The organism is Acidovorax sp. Root275 (assembly GCF_001428965.1).
In the GTDB taxonomy this organism is placed as follows: domain Bacteria; phylum Pseudomonadota; class Gammaproteobacteria; order Burkholderiales; family Burkholderiaceae_C; genus Acidovorax; species Acidovorax radicis.
Genome location: NZ_LMJH01000001.1, coordinates 1,041,934 through 1,059,748, shown reverse-complemented (window position 1 = coordinate 1,059,748; position 17,815 = coordinate 1,041,934). Strand labels below are relative to the sequence as shown.

Annotated in this window: 20 protein-coding genes; 10 read left to right on the top strand and 10 right to left on the bottom strand. The window is 65.4% G+C overall.

The genetic code is table 11. From position 1 onward, the window contains the following. Positions 1 to 8 precede the first annotated feature (8 nt). Both rlmB and ASE52_RS04815 read right to left on the bottom strand, forming a co-directional pair. On the bottom strand, positions 9 to 755 hold the full coding sequence (gene rlmB / locus ASE52_RS04820) for a 23S rRNA (guanosine(2251)-2'-O)-methyltransferase RlmB (protein WP_010458522.1): 747 nt from the start codon (positions 753 to 755) through the stop codon (positions 9 to 11). Between the two features lie 143 nt (positions 756 to 898). Continuing rightward, positions 899 to 1,600: an ABC transporter ATP-binding protein gene (locus tag ASE52_RS04815; RefSeq protein ID WP_057224193.1), complete on the bottom strand. Its 702-nt coding sequence runs from the start codon at positions 1,598 to 1,600 to the stop codon at positions 899 to 901. A gap of 15 nt (positions 1,601 to 1,615) precedes the next feature. Between ASE52_RS04815 and ASE52_RS04810 the strand changes: the two genes are divergently transcribed. Beyond that, on the top strand, positions 1,616 to 2,299 hold the full coding sequence (locus ASE52_RS04810; RefSeq protein WP_057224191.1) for an arylesterase: 684 nt from the start codon (positions 1,616 to 1,618) through the stop codon (positions 2,297 to 2,299). Between the two features lie 15 nt (positions 2,300 to 2,314). On the opposite strand, the gene ASE52_RS24920 is transcribed toward ASE52_RS04810, so the two are convergent. From ASE52_RS24920 to ASE52_RS04795, 4 genes are all read right to left on the bottom strand, one after another. After that, the gene (locus ASE52_RS24920; RefSeq protein ID WP_081474547.1) at positions 2,315 to 2,503 is read right to left on the bottom strand and encodes a hypothetical protein; all 189 of its coding nucleotides are present in this window, start codon (positions 2,501 to 2,503) and stop codon (positions 2,315 to 2,317) included. Between the two features lie 49 nt (positions 2,504 to 2,552). Then, positions 2,553 to 3,392, bottom strand: coding sequence for a DUF2189 domain-containing protein (locus ASE52_RS04805; RefSeq protein WP_241776920.1), 840 nt, complete (start codon positions 3,390 to 3,392; stop codon positions 2,553 to 2,555). Positions 3,393 to 3,501: 109 nt separating this feature from the next. Beyond that, a complete protein-coding gene (locus ASE52_RS04800; RefSeq protein ID WP_140426132.1) occupies positions 3,502 to 4,740 on the bottom strand; it encodes a PLP-dependent transferase in 1,239 nt (412 codons plus the stop codon). 87 nt (positions 4,741 to 4,827) lie between these two features. After that, positions 4,828 to 5,319, bottom strand: coding sequence for a BON domain-containing protein (locus ASE52_RS04795; protein ID WP_010458530.1), 492 nt, complete (start codon positions 5,317 to 5,319; stop codon positions 4,828 to 4,830). A gap of 144 nt (positions 5,320 to 5,463) precedes the next feature. Between ASE52_RS04795 and ASE52_RS04790 the strand changes: the two genes are divergently transcribed. From ASE52_RS04790 to ASE52_RS04775, 4 genes are all read left to right on the top strand, one after another. Next, entirely contained in the window at positions 5,464 to 7,155 is a 1,692-nt protein-coding gene (locus tag ASE52_RS04790) for a SulP family inorganic anion transporter (RefSeq protein WP_057224189.1), read from the top strand. Positions 7,156 to 7,271: 116 nt separating this feature from the next. After that, positions 7,272 to 8,045, top strand: coding sequence for a GGDEF domain-containing protein (locus tag ASE52_RS04785; protein ID WP_057224186.1), 774 nt, complete (start codon positions 7,272 to 7,274; stop codon positions 8,043 to 8,045). A gap of 10 nt (positions 8,046 to 8,055) precedes the next feature. Continuing rightward, positions 8,056 to 8,913 carry a MinD/ParA family protein gene (locus ASE52_RS04780; RefSeq protein ID WP_010458536.1) on the top strand — a complete coding sequence of 286 codons (858 nt, stop codon included), beginning with the start codon at positions 8,056 to 8,058 and terminating at the stop codon, positions 8,911 to 8,913. Positions 8,914 to 9,028: 115 nt separating this feature from the next. Continuing rightward, positions 9,029 to 9,796, top strand: a complete 768-nt coding sequence (locus ASE52_RS04775) for a sulfurtransferase (protein WP_057225209.1) — start codon at positions 9,029 to 9,031, stop codon at positions 9,794 to 9,796. Between the two features lie 81 nt (positions 9,797 to 9,877). Here the strand turns inward: ASE52_RS04775 and ASE52_RS04770 are convergent, their stop codons facing one another. From ASE52_RS04770 to ASE52_RS04755, 4 genes are all read right to left on the bottom strand, one after another. Further along, entirely contained in the window at positions 9,878 to 10,762 is an 885-nt protein-coding gene (locus ASE52_RS04770; protein WP_057224184.1) for a pirin family protein, read from the bottom strand. Between the two features lie 100 nt (positions 10,763 to 10,862). Then, positions 10,863 to 11,417: a flavodoxin family protein gene (locus ASE52_RS04765; RefSeq protein WP_010458541.1), complete on the bottom strand. Its 555-nt coding sequence runs from the start codon at positions 11,415 to 11,417 to the stop codon at positions 10,863 to 10,865. A 113-nt stretch (positions 11,418 to 11,530) separates the two neighbouring features. Then, positions 11,531 to 11,944, bottom strand: a complete 414-nt coding sequence (locus tag ASE52_RS04760) for a DoxX family protein (RefSeq protein WP_010458542.1) — start codon at positions 11,942 to 11,944, stop codon at positions 11,531 to 11,533. Between the two features lie 45 nt (positions 11,945 to 11,989). Further along, positions 11,990 to 12,691, bottom strand: a complete 702-nt coding sequence (locus tag ASE52_RS04755) for a pirin family protein (protein ID WP_010458545.1) — start codon at positions 12,689 to 12,691, stop codon at positions 11,990 to 11,992. A 104-nt stretch (positions 12,692 to 12,795) separates the two neighbouring features. Between ASE52_RS04755 and ASE52_RS04750 the strand changes: the two genes are divergently transcribed. The 5 genes from ASE52_RS04750 (at position 12,796) to ASE52_RS04730 (ending at position 17,782) form a co-directional block, all read left to right on the top strand. After that, the gene (locus ASE52_RS04750; RefSeq protein ID WP_010458546.1) at positions 12,796 to 13,734 is read left to right on the top strand and encodes a LysR family transcriptional regulator; all 939 of its coding nucleotides are present in this window, start codon (positions 12,796 to 12,798) and stop codon (positions 13,732 to 13,734) included. A 96-nt stretch (positions 13,735 to 13,830) separates the two neighbouring features. Further along, a complete protein-coding gene (locus ASE52_RS04745; RefSeq protein WP_029412973.1) occupies positions 13,831 to 14,964 on the top strand; it encodes an FAD-dependent oxidoreductase in 1,134 nt (377 codons plus the stop codon). Further along, the gene (gluQRS, locus tag ASE52_RS04740; RefSeq protein WP_057224182.1) at positions 14,961 to 15,941 is read left to right on the top strand and encodes a tRNA glutamyl-Q(34) synthetase GluQRS; all 981 of its coding nucleotides are present in this window, start codon (positions 14,961 to 14,963) and stop codon (positions 15,939 to 15,941) included. Before ASE52_RS04745 ends, gluQRS begins: the two co-directional genes overlap by 4 nt. 5 nt (positions 15,942 to 15,946) lie before the next feature. After that, entirely contained in the window at positions 15,947 to 16,696 is a 750-nt protein-coding gene (trmB, locus tag ASE52_RS04735) for a tRNA (guanosine(46)-N7)-methyltransferase TrmB (protein ID WP_241776949.1), read from the top strand. Positions 16,697 to 16,729: 33 nt separating this feature from the next. Beyond that, the gene (locus ASE52_RS04730; protein ID WP_010458550.1) at positions 16,730 to 17,782 is read left to right on the top strand and encodes a GGDEF domain-containing protein; all 1,053 of its coding nucleotides are present in this window, start codon (positions 16,730 to 16,732) and stop codon (positions 17,780 to 17,782) included. Positions 17,783 to 17,815 lie beyond the last annotated feature (33 nt).

The window sequence follows — 17,815 nt, the reverse complement described above, 5'->3', positions numbered from 1 at the left end:
AGGATGTGTCAGGTGCGCTGGCGCAGCGCCTCGTACAGGCACACGCCGCTGGCCACCGACACGTTCAGGCTCTCCACAGCGCCCTTCATGGGAATGCTGACCAGCTCATCACAGGTCTTGCGCGTGAGCTGGCGCATACCGTCGCCTTCGGCGCCCAGCACCAGGGCGACGGGGCCTTTCAAGTCCACCTGGTAGACGGTCTTGGGCGCGTCGTCGCTGGTGCCAATGCACCAGATGTTGCGCTCCTTCAATTCGCCCAGCGTGCGCGCCAGGTTGGTGACCATGAAGTACGGCATGGTCTCGGCGGCGCCACTGGCCACCTTGGCCACCGTGGCATTGATGCCCACGGCATGGTCCTTGGGGGCAATCACGGCATGCGCGCCCGCGCCATCGGCCACGCGCAGGCAGGCGCCCAGGTTGTGCGGGTCGGTCACGCCGTCGAGCACCAGCAGCAAAGGCTGTTCGATACCGGCGGCTTCAAGGTTTTCCAGCAATTCGTCGAGGGAGGTGACCTGGGCCACGGGCTCCACGCGCGCGGCCACCCCCTGGTGGCCATGGCTGCCAGCCAGCTTGGCGATGCGCACGCTGTCGGCTTCGATCAGGCGGGCACCGGCTTCGCGGGCGCGGTCGAGGAACTGGCGCATGCGGGCATCGCGCCGCGTGACCTCGTAGTAAATCTCGATGATGGATTTCGGCGCGGTCTTCAAACGCACGCCCACGGCGTGAAAGCCGAAGAGAACTTTGGGGCTGGACATGGACGGATTATCCGCTGGCGCAGGGCACTGGCTTCAGGAAACTATCAATTTGATAGCTATTAGCGCTTGATGGATAAGCGCCAGAGGCCAAAAACACTCAAAAACCTGGCTTTCCCCATCCCTCTCAGCGCTGCAAATGGCGCTTACACCACCCGCCCGGCCTCGATGGTGATGCGCCGCTCGCACTGCTCGGCGATGGCGCGATCATGGGTGACCAGCACCAGCGTTGTGCCCTGTTCCCGGTTCAGGTCGAACATGAGCTTCATGATGGTCTCGCCGGTGGCAAAGTCGAGACTGCCGGTCGGCTCGTCGGCCAGCAGCACGGCCGGCTGGACCACAAAGGCCCGCGCCAGCGCCACGCGCTGTTGCTCGCCACCCGAGAGCACCTTGGGGTAGTGCGAAAGGCGCTGGCCCAGCCCCACGCGGGCCAGCATGTCGGCGGCGGCCTTGCGGGCATCGCGGCGGTTGGCCAGCTCCAGCGGCAGCATCACGTTCTCCAGCGCCGTGAGGTTGCCCATGAGCTGAAAGCTCTGGAACACAAAGCCCACCTTTTGGGCGCGCAGCGCCGCGCGGGCATCCTCGTCAATGGCAAAGAGGTCATGGCCATCAAGCCGCACCGTGCCACGGCTGGGGGTGTCGAGCCCCGCGATGATGGACAGCAAGGTGCTCTTGCCCGAGCCCGAGGCGCCCACGATGGCGGCAGTTTCCCTGGCAGCCAGGCGGAAATCGATATCCCGCAGAATGTCGAGGGTTCCGGTGGAATCCGTCACCGACTTGAAGACATGCTCCACGGCAATGATGGGTGTGGCGGGCGGTGTCTTGGGCAATGGGAAGGATTCGGACATGAAAGGCTCTTTACTTTGATTCGATATCTGCAGCAACGGCGCCACTTTATCCTGAGCGCATCGGTCGGCCTGGTGGTGGGGCTTTCGGCGCCGCACGCCTTCGCCCAGGCGGCCCCGAAGACGGCAGCTGCGCAGGCACGGCAGCCGGTGGTTCTGGTGCTGGGGGATTCTCTGAGCGCCGAATATGGCCTTGCGCGCGGCACGGGCTGGGTGGCCTTGCTCGAAAAACAGCTGGCCCAGGAAAAACTGACGGCCACCGTGGTCAACGCCAGCGTGAGCGGCGAAACCACCTCGGGTGGCCGCGCGCGTCTGGCGGCGCTGCTGGCGCAGCACAAGCCGAGCCATGTGGTGATTGAACTGGGGGGCAACGATGCCCTGCGCGGGCTGCCGCTCAAGAATACCGAGGAGAATCTGGTCTGGATGACCCAGGCAGCCCAGAACGCGGGGGCCAAGGTGCTGTTGGTGGGAATGCAGGTGCCGCCCAACTATGGCACCGACTATGCGAACCGGTTCGCGGGCCTGTTTACCACGGTGGCCAAGGCCCAGAAGGTAGCCGTGGTGCCTTTCTTCCTGAAAGGTGTGGCCGACGGGCCCGATCCGACCCGCCTGTTCCAGCCTGACCGCATCCATCCGCGCGCCGAGGCGCATCCGCAGATGCTGGCCAATGTGTGGCCGGAACTCAAAAAACTGCTGCGCTGAAGCGCAGCGGACGCGTCAGCCGCCAGGGGCGCTTGCAGGCTGATCGGGTGCCCCCGCTTCGCCCGCTGGCTGGTCGTCTGCGGGCTGGTTACCCTGCGGATCGTCCGACCTTTGTTGTGTTTTGGATCTCAGCTTCTCTTCCTTTTTTTTCTTTTTGGCGAGTTCGCGCTGGCGTTTTTCGTATCCGTAGTTGGGTGTTGCCAAGGTAATTGCTTCCTGAAGTAGAGACTCACTGTAACAGGATGGGCCTTTTTCAAGCTCCCGCCGAGATGGTATTGGGTGGGGTTACTGATGCGCGGTACGCATGCCAGCTGGCAAAGCCCAGCACCGGGCCGGCCAGAAGCAGCCCGACACCCCAGAACCAGAGCGAAAGCGCCACGATGGTGGTGATGAGGGCTCCCCAGAGCAACATGACCAAGGGGTTCTCCAGCACCACACGCATGCTGGTAATGCCGGCGGTCAGGGCGTCGGTATCGCGGTCCAGAATCATCGGGATGGACACCACGGAGGTGGAAAACACCAGCGCGGCAAACATACCGCCCACCAAGGCGTACACCGCCACAAAGCTCCAGTTCTGCGGGTTGAAAATCGCTTGCAGCACGCCCGTGGTGGAGGGCATGCCGGTGTTGAAAAACACGGCAAACACCACCAGCGACGCGCGCCCCCACAGCAGCTCCAGCACCACCAGCACGAGCACCAGCATGCCCATGCTGCCCATGTGGCTGTCCCAGCACGTGAGCGACTCGCTCAGCGCGGGCTGGAGCCCCGCCTCGCGCCTGCGACTGGTGTCGTAAAGCCCCATGGCCAGAAAAGGACCGAGCAGCAGGCAACCACTGGCCAGCGACATGGTGTATTCGGGCCGTGTGCGGAACACCCAGCCCAACACCAGCGCCATGCCCCAGAAGCACACGCCATAGAACACGGCAATGCCGGGGGCGGCGCGCACATCCTGCAAGCCCTTGGCCAGCCAGCGGAACGGATCGGCCAACCCCAGCCGCCGCAGGGTGACGGGCTGGGCCGCCTGGGCATCCGGTGCAGGTGGCCTGGCCGGGTCGGCAGACTCAGGGACGGGGTTGGAGGGTGTGGCGTTCATGCAGGCTGGACGTTGAAATGGCTGCGGCAAAACCGCTATCCCTCACACTAAGCCAGCCCTGGGCCCTGCGCCACTGCGGAAACTACCACCCCGCCCCCAAAGACAGGACTCACACCACCGGAAAGGCGTGCTCCATGGCTTGCTGGAGATCCCGCCGCAGGTCTTCCACCGCTTCCAGTCCAATCGAAAACCGCACCAGCGTGCCTGGTTTGAGATGGGTGGGCGGGCGGCTGCGCATGCCAGCGATGTTGTAGGGCACCACCAGGCTCATGGGGCCGCCCCAGCTGTAGCCCAGCTTGAACAGGCGCAGGCTGTCGCAGAAAGCATCCACCTGCTGCTGCGTATAGCGCGCATCGATCATCACGCTGAAAAGCCCCGCCGCAGCGCCCTGCCCCGCACGCGCTGCACCGCACAGCGCTTTCCAGTGCGCGTGGCCAGGCGCTCCCTCCAGCGCGGGGTGCAACACCTGCGCGATGGCAGGCTGGTGCTGCAGCCACAGCGCCAGGCTGCGGGCCGCCTCGTCATGGGCACGGTAGCGCAGGCCGATGCTGGGCAGCGAGCGCAACACGGCTTCCACATCGTTCACGCCCACGCCCAGGCCCAGCCGCATGTGGGTGAGCTTGATCTTCATGTGCAGGCCCGGGTCCCGCGTCACGACACTTCCCATGAGCACATCGCCCCCGCCGCTCGGGTATTTGGTGAGCGCGTGGGCCGAGATATCCACCCCAAGGCTGCCGTCACCAGTTAGGTCAAACGGCGCAAACGCCAGCCCTGCGCCCCAGGTGTTGTCCAGCGCCGTGGTCACGCCCCGCGCGCGGCAGATGCGCACCTGCTCGCACAGGTCCGGAAACTCCATGCTGACGGAACCTGGTGCCTCCAGCCACACCAGCCGGGTGGCGGGCGTGATGCGGACCGCCAGGTCGGTCGGGTCCAGCGGGTCATAGAACACATGGGTAATACCAAAACGCGCCAATTCGCCGTTGGCGAGGTCCTTGCCCGGACCGTAGGCGTTGTCGGGAATCAGCACTTCATCCCCGGGCTTGAGCAACGCCAGGGCCACGTTGGCAATGGCCGCCAGGCCGCTGGGCACGAGCAGGCACTGAAGGCCGCCCTCCAGCGCACACAGGCGCTCTTCCAGGATGAAGGTGGTGGGCGTGCCATGCAGCCCGTAGGTGTAGCCGCTTTTGTCCTTCCATTCGCGTGAGCGCATGGCCGCGACGTTGGGGAAGATGACCGTGGAGGCCTTGTAGACCCCCGGCTGAGGTGCTACGAACCCTGCAGGCGGAACGTAGTCGTGGTGGACGATGCGGGTGGCGAGGTCGGTGTCATGCTCTTTCATGCCAGCCATGGTAGCGCGCCGCCAGGGCGTGAACCCGGGCGGCGCGTGGCGTCTGCAGTGTGGACTGCAGCGCTGGGGCAGAGGTCAGCCCGCGTTTCAGCTGGCGCTCACCACCAGCTGGTTGTTCACAGAACTCACGCCATTCACGGCCTTGGCGATGCCTTCGGCGCGCTCACGGGCCACGGTGGAGGGTGCGGGGCCCTTCAAGGTGACACGGCCATTGGCCGTATCGACATTGATCTTCACCGCGCTCAGGTCGGGGTCCTTGGCAAGGCTGGCGCTGATCTGCGCGGTGATTTCTGCGTCGCTCAGAAAAACCATGCCCTTGTTGGCGGCTTCCTTCACCGAAGATTCGGCGTTCGCAGCACCCTGCTCCACCTTGGTTTCGGCGTTCTGCATGGCGCTTTCTGCCTTGGCACGGGCTTCGGCGGCGGCCTGCTCGGTTTTTGCGACGGCAGAGTCCAGGCGCTGGCCCGCAGTGGGCTCTTCCTTCTTGCCGCAGGCAGACAGCCCCAGGGCCAGGGCGCTCACGGCCAGGATGGTTGCAATACGGTGTGCAGGACGCTGGGAAATCATCAGGTTGTTCATGCGGAAACTCCTTGCGGTAAAAACATGGCGAGACTGTAAACGCTGGCCGGTAGGCGCTAGGTCGGATGCGACCTAGGCGCCTGTAGGACGATGCCGACAATTTCGAGAATCTGGCAGCAGCGGCCCAGGCGCGACAATGTACCCATGTTTTTTCCCGCTGTGTCGTTGACCCGTTGGCTTCCGTTTCTTTCCTGGCCGCGGCCCGACCGCACCTTGATCAAAGGCGAATTCTGGGCTGGCATGACGGTGGGGCTGATGCTCGTCCCGCAGGGGGTTGCCTATGCGGCGCTGGCCGGCATGCCTTTGGTGACGGGCATCTATGCCTCGCTGATCCCCGCGCTGGTGGCGGTGCTGTTCAGCGCCTCCACACGCCTGGGCGTGGGCCCCACCGCGCTCACCAGCCTGCTGATTGGGGCCTCGCTCACCGGGCTGGCCGAGCCTGGCAGCGTGCAATGGGTGGCCATGGCGGCATGGATCGCCCTCCTGTCGGGGTTGCTGCAGCTGGTGATGGGGCTGGCGCGCTTTGGCTGGCTGCTCAATCTGGTGACGTCTCCGGTGCTCAGCGGGTTCACCCAGGCCGCAGCGCTGTTGATCCTGGGCTCACAACTGGCTGCACTCACCGGGTTGCGCTCAGACTGGGGGGCATTGCTGTCCACGCCCTCGCCTGGACTGTTTGATCTGACTGCGGCCGCCTTTGGCCTGGGCAGCCTAGCGCTGCTGATGCTAGCGCGCCGCTGGCGGCCGAACTTTCCTGCGGCCATCTTAGTGGTTGGGGCGGCAGGCGCGTTGAGCTGGGCGCTAGACTACGCCAGCGCTGGCGGGGCCGTGGTGGGCACAGTGCCCTCGGGCCTGCCTGCCCCTTATTGGCCCGGTGCTCTGCCGTGGTCCAGCTTCTCCGCACTGGTGATGCCGGTGCTGGTCGTCACGCTGGTGAGTTTTCTGGAGACCGCATCGAGCGCCAAGGTAGAAAGCCAGCGGTCCGGCGAGCGCTGGAACGAAAACCAGGATCTGATCGGGCAGGGTTTGGCCAAGATCAGCAGCGGGCTGTGCGGCAGCTTTGCGACCAGTGCCTCGTTCTCACGCTCGGCCATCAACCTGTATGCGGGTGCCAAGAGTGGCTGGGCCACGCTGTTTGCGATTGCCCTGGTGCTGGTGGTGCTGTTGTGGCTGACCCCGGCGCTGTACCACGTGCCGCAGTCGGTGCTGGCCGCCGTGGTGGTGACCGCCGTGACCAGCCTCATCAAACCAGGCACGCTGCTGCGCCTGTGGCGGGTTTCGCGGGTGGAGGCCGTGATCGGCGGCGTGACCTTCGCGCTGACGCTGGCCACGGCCCCGCGCATGTACTGGGGCGTGCTGGTGGGCCTGCTGATGAACCTGAGCCACTTCCTGTACCAGCGGCTGCACCCCCGCATCATCGAGGTGGGCCTGCACCCGGATGGCAGCCTGCGCGACCGCCACCTGTGGCATCTGCCCGCCCTTGCCCCCCGGCTGCTGGCCCTGCGCATGGATGCCGAGCTGGATTTTGCGTCCGCCAGCGCCCTCGAGCGGCGTGTCACCGAACACCTGGCCAGCCATCCCGATGTGGTGCACCTGTGCCTGATGGCCCAGCCCATCAACCGCATCGACGTGACGGGCGTAGAGACTTTTGCGCAGTTGCTGGCACTGCTGCAATCGCGGGGTGGCACGCTGCACCTCAGTGGCCTCAAACTGCCTGCGGAGCAGGTGCTGCGCCAGGCAGGTTTGCTGGAGCCCAATATCGGCCTGGCGATGTACCGCACGGACGGCGAAGCGCTGGTGGCGTTGCAGCAGTTGCCGCAGCCCGTGGAACGGGTTTGAAGCCGGGGCCTTCCACCCCCTTTTCCCAGCGCTGCTGCGGGTTTCACCTAGACCTGGGGCCAGGGGCTTTCTTACCGGCGCACTGGTACACTTCATCAACTTTCTTTGCTCCATTTGTGTCTGACTCTGCGGCCTCTCATCTGGTAGATCTGCGCGACCTTCGCCTGGATACTGCCCACGCGCTGGTGGCTCAGGCCGGCGGCAGCGAAGCAGCATTGCACCGCGAGGTGCCCTCGCGCTACCTGCAAGGCCTGATCGACGGCCTGTGCGAACTCTCCCTCAAAGACCCTCTCACCGGCCTGGCCAACCGTCGGCACTTCCGTGCCGTGCTGGAACGCGAAATCGACCGTGTCACCCGCTCGGGCGAGGCAGCGTTGCTGCTGATGCTGGACATCGACCACTTCAAGAAAGTGAACGATACGCACGGCCATCTGGCCGGCGACATCGTGCTGCAGTCGGTGGCGCGCACGCTCAGTGCCTGCGTGCGCCCCATGGACACGCTGGCGCGGTACGGCGGCGAAGAATTTGCCGTGGTGCTCCCTGCATGCCAGGCTGGCTTTGGCCGCGTGGTGGCCGAGCGCATCCGGCGCGCAGTGGCCAACACACCCATCAAGGTCTCCGGCTCTGTGGAGCTCAATGTTTCAGTCAGCATTGGCGGTGCCTTTGCCATGCAGTGGATCCGCTCCACCACCTTGCTGTGGACCGACCGCGCCGACCACCAGCTCTACCAAGCCAAGGCAGAAGGCCGCAACCGCGTCAGCATCGAGGAGCAACCCGACAGCACGGTCAGTGCCGAAGAGAAAAGCCTGTTGTTTGGCCCGCTCTACACCCCCTCGGGTTGGGGCGACCTGCCCCCGCTGGACCCCAACCCAACAGGCAGCGCCTACTGAAAGTTAGATGATGAGCGACGCGCTGTCCCCTCCCCCACCCACATCGCCAGCAGCCCCTGCAGGCTCGGCCACGCCACACGCCCCCAGTCCTGGGGGGGCCCGCATCATTGCCGTCACCAGCGGCAAGGGCGGGGTTGGCAAGACCTTCGTTTCGGCCAACCTGGCAGCAGCCCTCACCCGGCGTGGCCAGCGCGTGCTGGTGCTCGACGCCGACTTGGGCCTGGCCAACCTGGATGTGGTGCTGAACCTGCACCCCAAGATCACCCTGCACGACGTCTTCACCGGCAAAGCCACCCTCGAAGATGCCGTGATCCAGGCCCCGGGCGGCTTCGACGTGCTGCTGGCGGGCTCGGGCATGGTCGAGTATTCGCGCCTGACGCCGGAGGTGCGCAACCAGTTCCTGAGCGTGATCCAGGCGCTCACACCCCAGTACGACGTGGTGCTGCTGGACACCGGCGCCGGTATCTCCGACGTGGTGCTGTTCTCCATTTCGCTGGCCTCCGAGGTGCTCATCGTGGCCACGCCCGAACCCACCTCGCTGACCGACGCCTACGCCGCCATCAAGGTGCTGGCCATGCAGCAAAAACGCCAGCATGTGCGCATGGTCATCAACCAGGCCGCACGCCCGGGCGACGGCCGTGCCATCACCAGCCAGCTGCAGCAGGTGCTGGACCGCTTTGTGACCACTGAATCCGGCCGCCCCATGCGCCTGATTCACATGGGCGACATTCCGGCCGACCCTTCGGTACGCGATGCCGTGATGCGCCGGCAGTTGCTGCTGCTGCAAACCCCGGGCTGCCCTGCGGCCCTGGCCATCGCCCAGCTGGCCAACAAAATCGAAACCACGCTGCTGACACCGGCAGCCTGAGAAACCCGCAGGCACCGGCGCTCCACAGCGGCGCGGTGCGCTGCGCGGAATCCCAAGAAGTTGCCTTGATCCGAGTGGAAACGCGACCCCATTGCGCTGATTTGCCGTGAACCCCATCGACACCGTCCTGAATATCTCCTGCTACAAGTTCGTGCCTTTGCCCGATGCGGCAGCGTTGCGCGAGGTGCTGCATGGGCGCGCCACTGCGGCAGGCCTCAAGGGCACCATCCTGTTGGCCGAGGAAGGTATCAATTTCTTTCTGGCAGGACCGGCCGAGGCCGTGCACGGTTTTGTCGATGCGCTGCGCACCGATGCCCGTTTTGCCGATCTGGAACCCAAGGAGAGCTGGTCGGCCACGGTTCCGTTTCGCAAGATGCTGGTCAAGGTCAAGCGCGAGATCATTCGCATGGATCACCCCACCATCCAGCCCGCCCAGGGCCGGGCGCCGTCGGTGGACCCCGTCACCCTGCACCGCTGGCTGGCACAAGGGCATGACGACGAAGGGCGCGAGGTGGTGACGCTCGACACGCGCAACGCCTTCGAGGTGGACCGCGGCACTTTCGACAACGCCATCGACTGGCGCATCGACAAGTTCACCGAGTTCCCGCCCGCCCTACGGGCACACAAGAGCGAGCTGCAGGACAAAACCGTGGTGAGCTTCTGCACCGGCGGCATCCGCTGCGAGAAGGCGGCGATCCTGATGCGCGAAGAAGGCCTCTCGCATGTCTACCAGCTCGAAGGCGGGATTCTCAAGTACTTTGAGCTCACCGATGGCGCGCACTACCACGGCGGCTGTTTTGTGTTCGATGAACGCAGGGTGCTGGGGGCAGACCTTTCGACCGACCCCGAGCCTGCCAGCAGCGAAAACGCTATCAATAAGTGAGCTACCAGCGCTTATCCATCAAGCGCCAGATGCCAATTTTGCTTGAAATTTCAAAAATTCAAGCCAACAACCTTGCCCAGGTCAGGCCTTGAAGCGGCGCTCCGGCAACGGAATCCACTCCACCTCGCCCGGCACCTGCCCCATGGCCTGCGCATCCCAGTCACTGGCCGCCTGCACGATGCGGTCCTTGCGGCTGGAGACAAAGTTCCACCACATGTGGCGCGGCGCATCCAGTGCATCGCCACCAATCACCATCAGGCGCACGGCGCTGTCACCCGCAGCAAGGTGTGTGGCCCGCCCTGGTTCCACCACTGCCAGAAGCTGTGGGGCCACTGTGTCCCCGTTTAGCTGGACCGGTGCATCCACGGTGTAGACCGCCATCTCCGGGACGAGCGCGGGGATCTCCAGTGTGGCGCCCGCAGGCAACTGCACATCGAGGTACAGCGTGCGCGAATAGGTGGCAACAGGAGAGGTCTGCCCGAAGGCTTCCCCAATCAGCACCCGCACGGTGGCATCTCCCACCTGCACCTGCGGAATGGCAGCGGCAGGCGTGTGCACAAACGAAGGGTCGGCCTCTTCATGGGCCACCGGCAAAGCAGCCCACAGCTGGATGCCATGGTTCACATAAGCCTGGTTTGCGAGATTCTGCGGACGGCGCTCGGAATGCACGATGCCGCGCCCCGCCGTCATCCAGTTGATGGCCCCGGGCTCGATCTGCTGTACGTAGCCCAGGCTGTCGCGGTGCATGATGGCGCCCGAGAACAGGTAGGTCACCGTGGCCAGGCCGATGTGGGGGTGGGGCCGCACATCGTGGCCCGCATCGGGCTCCACCGTCACCGGCCCAAAGTGGTCAAAGAACAGGAAAGGCCCCACGGCCTGGCGCTGCACCGCCGGCAAAAGGCGCCGCACCGTGAAACCACCGCCCAGGTCCTTGGCGTGGCCCGAAAGACGCAGGGGCGCGTTCATGACAACACTCCCATCGCATCCATGGCAGGGACAAGGCAAAAACAGTGATTCATCGGGGGTTCCTTGAGGGCTGGACAACAACGTCGCCAGCCTACCAGCTTCAGCTGCCCAGCTTGGCGGCCATGTCCGCAACACGCTGGCCAAACTGCTTGCCGGTCTCCAGATCGCCAGGGAACATCTCGGCGGCCGAGGCATCCGACGGCGACTGCGACATGGCGCCACTGAAGGAGCCAATCCAGTTCACGTCGTTGCGCGTGGCGGCCTTGGAATTGGCGGGCATCATGCCGTTGCCCACCCAGACACCGCCGTGCTGCATGGCCAGGTGGAACAGGTAGTCCAGCGTGATCTGCTTGTCGCCATTGGTGCTGGCGCTGTTGGTGAAGCCCGCAAACAGCTTGTTCTTCCAGGCCTGGCTGAACCAGGGCTTGGACGACGCATCGGCAAACTTCTTGAACTGCCAGCTGGGGCCGGCCATGTAGGTGGGGGTGCCAAAGATGATGGCGCTGGCATCGGCCAGCGTTTCCCAGCCGCCTTCGGGCAGGTTGCCCTCGGCATCAATGGCGATCAACTGGGCGCCAGCGCCCTCTGCCACGGCCTGCGCCAGGCGCTGTGTGTGACCGTAACCCGAGTGATAAACAACTGCGATGTGTGCCATGAGAGAACTCCTGTGGAAACAAGTGGTAACGAGGGAAAAACAGACCTACGGAAAAACGGATGGGACGCCTGCAGTGGCCGTCCCGCAGTCAACAACAGGCTCTTCGCCTCAGATCAGCGGCCAGACTGGCGCGCATCCAGGCTCCAGCCGCCCGCGCCAAACGCTGCGAGCGCCAGCAGGCCGCCGGTCACGCCCACGTTCTTGAAGAACAGGAGCTGCTGCATCATTTGTTTGTCGGCGGGCAAATTCCAGAACGCATGGAAGAAGAAGCTCGCCACCAGCGTGAAGAACGCCAGTGCCAGGGCCGCAAAACGTGTACCAAAGCCAAAGATCAGCGCCAGGCTGCCCAGCACTTCCACCGCTGCGGCCACGGCGGCGGCCACGGTGGGCATAGGCAGGCCTACGGATGTGATGTAGCCGACGGTGCCAGCAAAGCCGGTGAGCTTGCTGATGCCCGCAGGCAGAAACAGGGCGGCCAGCAGCAAGCGCGATGCCAGGGCCAGGGGGTTTTGCAAAGATGTGAACATGGTGAAGAACTCCGGTGAAGGGGGTTGAAAAATGAATGTCGAATGTCAGGCGGCCAGATCAAACACCAGCACCTCGGCGTCGTGGCCATCGGTCAACGACAAGGCGGTTTCTTGCTCCATCAGCACGGCATCGCCGCCCGACAGCACATTGCCATTGGCCCGCAGCGCCCCGCGCACCAGGTGCACATAGGTCTTGCGTGCCGGGTCCAGTGTCAGCGCGACAGCCTCTTCGCCATCGAGCAGGCCAGCATACAAGGCTGCATCGGCATGGATCGTCACCGAGTCTTGCGCCCCATCGGGCGAGGCCACCAGGCGCAGCGCGCCGCGTTTTTGCGCTTCGGCGAACGTCTTTTGCTCATAGCTGGGTGGAATGCCACGCACATTCGGCTCGATCCAGATCTGCAGGAAGTGTGTGGTCTGCCCAGCCGCGTGGTTGAACTCGCTGTGCTGCACCCCGGTGCCCGCGCTCATGCGCTGCACATCGCCAGGCGGGATGCCCTTGATATTGCCCATGCTGTCCTTATGGGCCAGTTCGCCCGACAGCACGTAGCTGATGATTTCCATGTCGCGGTGGCCATGGGTGCCAAAGCCGGTGCCAGGGGCAATGCGGTCTTCGTTGATGACGCGCAGATTGCCAAAGCCCATGTGGGCCGGGTCGTAGTAGCCGGCGAACGAGAAGCTGTGGAAAGAGTTGAGCCAGCCATGGTCGGCGTGGCCCCGGTCTTGGGATTTGCGAACAGTCAGCATGTGAGTGCTCCTTTCAAGCCCCGACTGTAGAACTGCAGGGTGCTGCGCGGGGGCTGATGAATTGATGGCAATGTTCAAATAATCTGAACTAACATGGCGCCACCATGCAAAACGCACGCGATGTCCTCACCCCCGATGCGCTGACCATGCTGCAGGTGATTGCGGAGGCGGGCAGCTTTGCCGCCGCCGCCCGGCAACTGGGTCTGGTGCCCAGCGCCCTCACCTACCGCGTGCGCCAGATCGAAGATGCGCTGGATGTGCTGCTGTTCGACCGCAGTGCACGCCAGGCCAAGCCCACCGAAGCCGGTGCGGAGCTGCTGCGCGAGGGCGTGCGGCTGCTGCAGGAGATTGATGCCGTGGCCCATCGTGTGCGCCGCGTGGCCACGGGCTGGGAGCCCCAGCTCACCATTTCGGTCGATGGCGCGGTCTCGCCCCATACCATGCTGGAACTGGTGGACGCGTTCTATGCCATGGCGCCCCCCACGCGGCTGAAGCTGCGCGATGGCATCATGACCGGCACGCTGGAGGCGCTGACCTCGGGCCGGGCCGACCTGGCTATCGGCGTATCGGTGATTGGCGCCAGTGTGGCCGGCCTGCAGCAGGCGCCCCTGGGCGACCTGCTGTTCATCTATGTGGTGGCACCCCACCATCCCCTGGCCTCGGCGCCCGAGCCCATCACCGATGCCATGCTGCTGCAGCACCGTGCCGTGGCCGTGGCCGATTCGGCCACGCGCGGTGGCGCCACGATGGGCCTGCTCGGCGGGCAGGACGTGCTGACCGTGGACACCATGCAGGCCAAGGTGCGTGTGCAGCTGCGCGGCCTGGGCGGCGGCTTTCTGCCCGAGCCCATGGTGCGCCCCTATGTCGAAGCAGGCCGGCTGGTGGCCCGCCGCGTGGCCCGCCCTGACCGCAATGTGCGCGTGAACTACGCCTGGGGCGGTCCCGGCTTCACCGCACCGGGGCGGGCACTGCAGTGGTGGCTCAACCAGCTGCAAAGCCCGGCCACTCGCCGCGCTCTGCTGGAAAACCACCATCATTTCTGACCCAGCGCACGCGCCCGCACGCTGTGGCGCGTGTAGAGTGGTTCCTGTTGGTTTTGCATTGCATTTCACTTGCCGACCGTCACCGAAAGGCCTTCCATGAGCAAACCTGATCCTCTTCCCGCCAAACGGCTCCGACGCAACAGCGCCCCCATGCCTGCAGCCCCTGCGGCACCCACCGCGCGCTCCGGCAAGCCCCAGCGCCATTTCGCCATCATCGGCGCCGGCGTGGCTGGCATAGCCTGCGCACGCACCCTGGTGCAGGCCGGGCACCGCGTGACGGTGTTCGAGAAATCCTCCCAGGCCGGCGGCCGCACCGCCACCATCGACTCCCCTTTTGGCAACTTTGACGCTGGCGCCCAGTACTTCACCGTGCGCGACCCGCGCTTTGCCCGCGCCATCGACACCGTGCCCGGCATCTGCAAGCGCTGGAGCGCCAATTCCGTGCAGGTGCTCGACGCCGCAGGGCGTGTGGCTGCCGCGGGCCTGCCCCACCGCGAAGCGCACTGGGTGGCCAGCCCGGGCATGCAGTCCCTCGTGGGCGCCTGGGCCGAGCCGCTGCTGCAGGCCGGCCAGCTCATCACCCACACCCGTGTCACGGCCATCGAGCCTGATTCCCTGAATGCCCCCGGCTGGCAACTGCGCACCGAGGGACCTGCGGGTGCCCAGCGTGTCTATGCCGGGTTCGACGCGGTGTTGCTGGCCCAGCCTTCGGTGCCCGCACAGGCCCTGCTGGCCAGCTCCGCAGTGGACACCCCGTTGACCGATGCCCTCTCCAAGGTGGCCATTGCCCCTTGCTGGACGCTCATGCTGGCCTACCCGCACGCAGTGCGCCCCGGCCTGACCACGCTGGGTCCGCAGTGGAACGCCGCGCGCAGCACGCACCACCGCATTGCCTGGCTGGCGCGCGAGTCGTCCAAGCCCGGCCGCAACGTCGTGGAGCGCTGGACGGTGCAGGCCAGCCCTGCCTGGTCGGCCGAACACCTGGAAGACGACGAAGCCCGCGTGCAGGCCAAGCTCATCAAGGCCTTTGCCGAAGTCACGGGCATCCGCGCCACCCCCGCGCATGCCGACACGCGCCGCTGGCGCTATGCGCAGACCACCCACCCACTGGGCAAGAGCCACCTGTGGGACGCCACCATGGGCCTGGGCGCCTGTGGCGACTGGTGCCTGGGCCACCGGGTGGAAGATGCCTTCGTGTCGGGACTCGAACTGGCACTCGCCGTGGCATGACGGAGGCCGGCGCGGCCACCGGGGCCCGCTACATCGGACGGTTCGCGCCCTCCCCCACGGGTCCGCTGCACGCGGGCTCACTGGTGGCGGCGCTGGCCAGCTGGCTGGACGCACGGGCCCAGCAAGGGCAATGGCTCGTGCGCATGGAAGATGTGGACGCGCCGCGCTGCGTGCCGGGTGCAGGCGAATTCATCCTGCAGCAGCTGGCCACCTGCGGCCTGGTGCCCGACGCCCCTACCCAATGGCAATCCGCCCGCAGCCCGCTCTACCAGCGGGCCCTGGACCAATTGGTGGCCCAGGGCCACGCCTACCCCTGCGCCTGCTCGCGCAAGGACATCGAAGACGCCCATGCCGCGCAGGGCCACACCCGCGAGCGCCATGCAGCACTGCCCTACCCGGGTACCTGCCGCCAGGGGCTGCAGGGCCGCGCCGGACGTTCGTGGCGGTTCAACGCCACAGATTTCAAGCAAAAACAGGCTCTGGCGCTTGATAGAAATGCGCCATCAGCTACAAATACAGTAGCAAATCACCTGCTGCAATGGCACGACCGCCGACTGGGCGAACAACACCAGGATGTCACGCAGACCGTGGGGGATTTCATCCTGCGCCGGGCCGACGGGCTCTGGGCCTATCAGTTGGCGGTGGTGGTGGACGACGCCGACCAGGGCATCACCGACGTGGTGCGCGGCGAAGACCTGGCAGACAACACCCCGCGCCAGATCCTGCTGCAGCAGGCCCTGGGCGTGCCCACGCCCCGCTACCTGCACACGCCGCTGGTATGTGGCGACAACGGCGAAAAACTCTCCAAGCAGAACGGCGCACGCGCGCTGGACCTGGCCGACCCGCTGCAGGCCCTGGCCAGCGCCGCGCAGGTGCTGGGCCTGCCACCACAGCCAAATCCACACATTCGTTGCATCTCGGACGCGCTAACCCTGTGGGTCGCAGCGTGGCGACGAAACTACAATGGCGCACCGTGACCGAACTGACCACCGCTTCTGCCCCCACCGCTGTGCCCGCTGCAGCCTCCGCGACCACACCTGGCGGGGCTCCCGCTGGCGTGACCCATCCCAAAACCATCAAGAGCTTCGTGCGCCGTGCTGGCCGCACCACCACCGGCCAGGCCAAGGCCTTTGAAGACCTGGGCCCCCGCTTCGTGCTGCCCTATGTGCCCGCGCCGCTCGACGCCACCGCTGCCTTTGGCCGCACGGCCCCGCTGATTCTTGAAATCGGCTTTGGCATGGGCGAGGCCACGGCCCACATCGCCCGCGTGCGCCCTGGTGACAACTTCCTGTGCTGTGAGGTGCATGAGCCCGGCGTGGGCGCGCTGCTCAAACGCATTGGCGAGCAGGAGCTGGCCAACATCCGCATCCTGCAGCACGATGCCGTGGAGGTGATCGACCACATGCTGCCCGAGGGCAGCCTCGATGGTGTGCACATCTTCTTCCCCGACCCCTGGCACAAGACCAAACACAACAAGCGCCGCCTGATCCAGTCCCCCCTGGTGGCCAAGCTGGCCGCCCGCCTCAAGCCCGGCGGCTACCTGCACTGCGCCACCGACTGGCAGCCCTATGCCGAGCAGATGCTGCAGGTGCTGGGCGCCGAACCCCTGCTGCAGAACACCGCCACAGGCTTTGCCCCACAGCCCGACTACCGGCCCCTGACCAAGTTCGAGAACCGTGGCCTGCGGCTGGGACACGGCGTGTGGGACGTTGTGTTCCTACGACGACATTGACAACCAGCCCCCACTGCTCCACCGTACACCCCAATGAAGCCCATTCTCCAGAACCTGGTCGAAATGACTGGCCACCGCGACCACTTGCGGTTGGAGGTGTCGGTGCTGTCCACGCTGCAAACGCTCAGCAGCATTGTTGAAGTGCGTGCGCTGGAGCTGTTCACCGACGGTGGCGTGCCCCATGTGCGCCCCCGCAGCTGGGTTGAGGACGGGCAACTGGTGTCCACCGATTCTGAAGCCGCCGCAGACCCCCGCCGCGAGACACTGGACAAATACCCCGCCCTGCGCGATTGCATTGCCAACCACGGCGACAGTGCCCTGGCATCGCCCCGCCGGGGCCGCCATGTGCTCTGGCTGCCGGTGTGGATGCATGACAAGGTCAACACCTGCCTGGAGATCACGCAGTCCCGCTCTTTCTCGGCGCACAAGCTGGAAGTGCTCAAGGGCGTGTTTCAGGTTTACCAGAACTACCAGAGCCTGCTCGACTACAGCGAACGCGACGCCCTCACGGGCCTGTTCAACCGCAAGACCTTCGACGAACAGTTCTCGCGCCACGCGCTGAACGGTCTGGCCAGTGGCCGCTCGGGCACCGTGACCGAATCGATCGCCCCCGAAGAGGGCTCGCTGCCCGGGGAGCCGGTGCAGCAATGGCTGGCCGTGGTGGACATCGACCACTTCAAGCTGGTCAACGACCGCTTCGGCCATCTGTATGGCGACGAAGTGCTGATCCTGATTGCCAACATCCTGCGCAGCTCGTTCCGCAGCCACGACCGCATCTTCCGCTTTGGCGGCGAAGAATTTGTGGTGCTGCTGCGCTCCACCACACTGAGCACGGCGCACCGGGTGTTCAACCGCTTCCGGCTTGCGGTGCAGGAATACCACTTTCCGCAGGTCGGCCAGGTCACCGTCAGCCTGGGCTTTGTCAGCACCAACCGAGGCTCACCCGTGGAGATTCTGGGCCAGGCCGACCAGGCGCTTTACTACGCCAAGGAACACGGCCGCAATCAGGTCTGTTTTTATGACGACCTGGTGGCCAGCGGGCAACTGGCCGCCAAAGTGGCCAACGACGACGTCGAGCTGTTCTGAACGCCCCCGCCTGACTGCGGCGCCCGCATCGAA